This is a genomic window from Xanthovirga aplysinae, from assembly GCF_009711365.1.
GTDB lineage: Bacteria > Bacteroidota > Bacteroidia > Cytophagales > Cyclobacteriaceae > Xanthovirga > Xanthovirga aplysinae.
The window spans coordinates 1-5495 of sequence record NZ_SMMB01000922.1; the positions used below are offsets into that span (position 1 = coordinate 1).

Genomic DNA, 5495 nt, shown 5'->3' on the forward strand with positions numbered 1-5495 from the left:
TCAAATAACACAAAAATTAAATTCTATTAATGATTGCCTTATATATCACATGTTGAATTCTGGTACGTATATTACCCCGAATAAGTTTAATATTTCCTGCATCAGGGTAAATTCTATTAGATAAAAATATATAAACCAGGTTATATTTAGGATCAACCCATACCCCAGTTCCCGTAAATCCAGTATGACCATAAGTGCTTTCCGAAACATCGTCGGAAGTAGGGCCTTTCTCTCCTGCTGGTGTTGGTTTATCCCAGCCCAAACCTCTGCGATTATCCTCAAATTGTTTTTTTGAAAATTTAGGAACCGTACCAGGCATCAAGTATTGTACCCCTCCATAATTCCCATCCTGTAAATTCATTTGTAATAATTTAGCCAGGTCATTAGCATCACTAAATAAACCGGCATGTCCAGCTACTCCTCCGTACATGGCCGCTCCCGGATCATGCACGGTTCCATGTACAAGAGTATTTCTAAAATAATTATCCACTTCCGTAGGGGCTATTCTATACAGGGGAAAATAACATAAAGGCTGATAGGATGTAGAGGCCATTCCTAAAGGAGCATAAAAATTTTGTTCGAGAAACTCCTCCATGGGTTGATTTAAACGAGTGGAAACCAATTTTTCCAACATATAAAATCCCATATCACTATATTTATAGTCATATTTCTTCCCCTTTTTCCTTCTCAATTCTGAATTTACCACCCAGCTCCAAACGGAATCAGGCAAACTGCCACTGGCATATAAACCCGGCATCAATTCATTGGGAAAATTCCCTTCGGCAGAATTGCTATAAAAAGTAGTATCCAGGTCCATCTTATCATTTACTGTATATCTCCAAAATGGAATGTAAGGCTTCAGGCCTGCCTGATGGGTTAACACCTCATTTAGCACCAATTGACTTTTATTCGTTTCCTTTAATTCCGGAAGATAATCCCCCAAAGTCTTATTTAATTCTAGCATGCCATTTCCATACAAGAACATCAAAGATTGCAAAGTAGCTGCCACTTTGGTTACAGAGGCCACATCGTAAATTGTTTCCTTATTAACCGCAACTAGGCTATCATAGGTAAGGTACCCATAAGGTTTTTCAAATATTACAGTTCCATTCCGAACTATGAGCACCTGGCCACCAGGAGTTGCCCGATTTTTTATGGCTTCTTCCATGATTCCGTCAATTTCCCCTAAGATGAAAGAACTCATTTCCTCGGATTCGGGCAATGAATAACCTAAGCGGTTCAATTTTAAAGTGGAAATCCCTGCTCCTTCCCTCATTTTTTCTGAAGCTGTAACGGGTAATTTACCTTCCCCCTTCATCGCACCAAAGACTAACTGAGGAACCAACTGTCGGGCCACCGGGTCATCCTGATAGGTACAAATCAATTGATCAAAATCTTCAAACTCTTTTAAACTATAGGCATTCCCAAAAACACAGACGATTACTTCTGTCTTTTTATTCAATTTTCTCAAAAATTCTAGATCCTTCTTTTGTAAGCCATAATTTTTAGAAGGAGAACTGTTCATTCCTTCCACGCCGACTATCACCACCTGATAATTCTCTAAATTATTTAGCAGCTGATAATACACCTGATCACCTTTTTCTCCCTTATCAATTTTGTAATGACTGAAGGGAGCATAATTCGACAAAGCTTCTTCAAATTCATACTTGCCATTTGAACGAATGGAAAGGGAAGCAAAATAAGTAGTATCCAGGACTTTGATTGGCAAAAGATTAGCGTTATTTTTTACAACTGTCATGGACCGTTTATAAAGCTTTTGTTTCATTAACTGCGCTTCTGGGCTATTTAGATCTTCATATAAACCATTAAGATTAATGGGTTGATAATGATTCAATCCAGCCCAGTATTTAGCAACTAAAATCTTTTTAACCCGACGGGCAATCTCCTTTTTTGAAATTTTTTTATCCTTAATGGCCTTTTTTATCATTTTTAAGGCGGTTGGAACATTTTCCGAAAAAAGTAAAATATCATTACCGGCCAATAAAGCTTTTACATCTACTTCCCCTGGGGCATAAAACTTACTAACCCCTTTCATGTTTAAGGCATCGGTAAAAACCAATCCCTCGAAACCCATCTCTTTTTTCAATAATTTCGTTACGACTTTTTTAGATAGAGTTGTTGCCTGATTGGGAGTTTTATCATAAGCTGGCACATATAAGTGGGCCACCATTATGCTCTTAATTCCCTCTTGAATTAAGCGTTTGAATGGGTACAATTCCAGTTCATCCAAACTTTTTACATCCTTTTTAACTACGGGGAGTGTCAAATGAGAATCGCTGGAAGTATCCCCATGCCCTGGAAAATGTTTCGCAGAAGCTATTACACCATTTTCTTGAAGCCCCTTCATGTACGCCACTCCTTTTTCTGCTACATTAATTTTATTTTCTCCAAAAGAACGATTTCCAATAACAGGGTTGGCAGGATTACTGTTTACATCTATTACAGGGGCAAAGTTAATATGTACTCCCAAGCGTTTACACTGCCTGGCGATTTCAGCACCCATATCGTAAATACTTTGATTGTCCTGAATGGCACCCAAAGCCATTTGTCTGGGATAAGAAATTGTGCTGTCCAAACGCATTCCTAATCCCCATTCAGCATCCATTGCAACCAACAAAGGGGTCTTGGCCGCGGCTTGATAACGATTGGTTAGCTGGGCTTGCCTAACTGGTCCACCCTGAAAAAATATTAAGCCCCCAATATTATTCGTTTTAATAAGGTTTTCAATAGTCTGGTAATGCTTCTCATCGCGATTAGAATAGGCTGCCACCATAAACAGTTGTCCGATTCTTTGATCTTCATTCAAGCTGTTAAAGACACTATCCACCCATTGTTTCTGTTCCCCAACAATAGGTAAATTGTTTTTCTTTAGGGCAAGTAAATTGCTGCTTAACGTTATAGAAAAGAGATAAAAGCAGAATACGCGAAGTTTAGGCATAGTTTAAGGGCAAATTTAAGGGTTTATGAAAAGAACAAAATAAAATCTAATTTTGTAACGTTTTTAAAGGAATAAAATTTAAATATGAAATTACCTTCATTATTCAAAACACCACGGCATCAACGCTTCCATATTCAACCCCGTTATTGGGATCCGGAAAAAGAGGAGCGGGAACAAAGATACGCCCAAATTAAGAAGGATTTTGAAGATTCTAAGGGAGAAAACAAAAATTTTTCCTCCCGAATGAAAGGCGCTTTCTCGCGAAGAAAAAAGAGGGACTCCGGAAATTCAAGTACCTCGGCGTTACAGTTCTTTATTGCCATATTGCTCGGAGGAACATTTATAGGTTATATGTATTATGGAAATGCTGTTTTTTACCTATATTTGGTCCTTATTCCACTTTATCTGTTTATCAGAAGAAGGGGCTTTTTAAAGAAATAAAACTTCCCCATGTTAGATATCATTCAGCTTCTTCCAGATTCAATTGCTAATCAAATTGCAGCAGGAGAGGTTGTCCAGCGACCTGCCTCTGTAGTTAAAGAATTATTAGAGAATTCAATTGATGCAGGCAGCCAAAATGTACAACTAATTGTAAAAGAAGCAGGCAAAACACTGATTCAGGTTACTGATGATGGGATTGGCATGAGTGAAACGGATGCCCGCATGTGCTTTGAGCGTCATGCCACTTCTAAAATCCGCGCCACGGAAGATTTATTTGCCATTCAAACTAAGGGTTTCCGGGGTGAGGCCTTGGCCTCTATTGCTGCCATTGCTCGAGTAGAGCTTAAAAGCCGCACCGAGGCAGAAGAATTAGGCACGCAAATAATAATTGAAGGGTCAACCTTAAAAACACAGGAAGCAGTGGCCTGTCCAAAAGGTACTACTTTTTTGGTGAAAAACCTATTTTACAATGTACCTGCCAGAAGAAATTTCCTTAAATCTAATGCTGTAGAAATGCGGCATATTATCGAGGAATTTCAAAGAGTATCTTTGGCCCATCCTGACATAAATTTTTCTCTTTATCACAATGACCAAGAAGTTTATAATTTACCAAAAGGCAAATTAAGTCATCGTATAGTAGGGATTTTTGGGAAGAATTATAAGGAACAACTGGCCTCTTGTGCTGAAGAAACCCCACACGTAAGTGTAGAAGGGTTTATTGGAAAGCCACAACAGGCAAAGAAAACAAGAGGGGAACAGTTCTTTTTCGTTAATAATCGTTTTATAAAAAACAGCTATTTGCATCATGCAGTCATGAATGCCTTTGAAGGCCTTTTGCCTGAAAATACCTTCCCTTTTTATATTCTATTTATCACCATCGATCCCAGGCATATTGATATCAATGTTCATCCTACTAAAACCGAAATTAAATTTGAGGATGAACGAACCATATATGCTATTGTTCGGGCGGCGGTAAAGCAAGCTTTGGGAGTGCATAATTTGATGCCTTCCCTGGACTTTGATCAGGATGTCAACTTCCAATCCATTGAGATCTCCAGCTTAGACTTTGAGGGGGCTGGTCTGGAATCACATAGTTATGCTCCCAACCCTAAAGAGCAGAGTTCTAGTAATGACTCCTATGAAAGATTTAAAAACCCAACCCTTCAGCAAAACAATCAAAATAATTGGGAACAGCTGTTTGAGAATAACGGCACTGAATCCGATGAATTTGAGTTTAACCCTCCCCTTGTTCCGGAAACTGAAGAGCAAAACATTGAAATCTTTGAAAGTGCTGCAAATGACTTAAATTCGAGCAACCCCTTTGATGAAGAGTATTCCGAAAAGGAAGGTAAAAACAACATGGCGTTTCAATTGCATGAGCGATACCTGGTAGTACAGGTAAAATCCGGCATGATGTTAATTGATCAACAGGCTGCTCATGAGCGTATATTATTTGAAAAACACCTAGCTTCTCTGGAAAATAGGACTGCCTCTTCCCAACAATTCTTGTTCCCTCAATACATTGAACTAAATCCAATGGACTTTGAATTGGTTAAGGATTTAGAGGAAGAAATCAGGGCCCTTGGTTTCATTTATGAAGTGGCTGCAAATAACACCATTATCATCAATGGGATTCCGGTAGATGTTATAGGAGGCAATGAAAAGGAACTTTTTGAGGGGTTATTGGAACAATACAAACAAAATTGTGATGTATTTTCTCTGTCAAAAAAGGAAAATATAGCAAGGGCAATGGCTAGGCGATCAGCTATTCGACCAGGGTATTCCCTTACCAACGAGGAAATACAATCCCTAATCAATCAACTTTTTGCATGTTCAAACCCTAATTATACACCAAACGGCCAACCTACTTTTTCTATCCTGGATCTGGCCAAACTGGCTGGTTTATTTAATTAAAAGTCAATTCTTCAAGTAAAATCAAAGATTATTTATAAATTTCAGAGCTTTCTTTAATGTTAGCCGGATATTTTTCCCTTTAAAACCATTTTGGCTTAGAAAGCGTAGTAAATAGGGTTACTCCCTGAAGTTGACTTTTGGTTTAAAAAGTCCGAATGTAGCAATAATAACAGCACTTGAT

The 5495-nt window shown here is 38.3% G+C and carries 3 protein-coding genes; 2 read left to right on the plus strand and 1 reads right to left on the minus strand.

Annotated features, from left to right (window positions below):
• Positions 1-16: 16 nt before the first annotated feature.
• Positions 17-2959, minus strand: coding sequence for a serine hydrolase domain-containing protein (locus E1171_RS08180; RefSeq protein ID WP_155205521.1), 2943 nt, complete (start codon positions 2957-2959; stop codon positions 17-19).
• A gap of 84 nt (positions 2960-3043) precedes the next feature.
• Between E1171_RS08180 and E1171_RS08185 the strand changes: the two genes are divergently transcribed.
• Complete coding sequence (locus tag E1171_RS08185; protein WP_155205522.1) at positions 3044-3400, plus strand: hypothetical protein; 357 nt, start codon at positions 3044-3046, stop codon at positions 3398-3400.
• 9 nt (positions 3401-3409) lie between these two features.
• The gene (gene mutL / locus E1171_RS08190) at positions 3410-5314 is read left to right on the plus strand and encodes a DNA mismatch repair endonuclease MutL (protein WP_155205523.1); all 1905 of its coding nucleotides are present in this window, start codon (positions 3410-3412) and stop codon (positions 5312-5314) included.
• The last annotated feature ends 181 nt before the right edge of the window (positions 5315-5495 follow it).

Coding starts and splice junctions, on each gene's coding strand:
- E1171_RS08180 (WP_155205521.1), bottom strand. CDS start 2,959: ATGCCTAAACTTCGCGTATTCTGCTTTTATCTCTTTTCTATAACGTTA.
- E1171_RS08185 (WP_155205522.1), top strand. CDS start 3,044: ATGAAATTACCTTCATTATTCAAAACACCACGGCATCAACGCTTCCAT.
- mutL (WP_155205523.1), top strand. CDS start 3,410: ATGTTAGATATCATTCAGCTTCTTCCAGATTCAATTGCTAATCAAATT.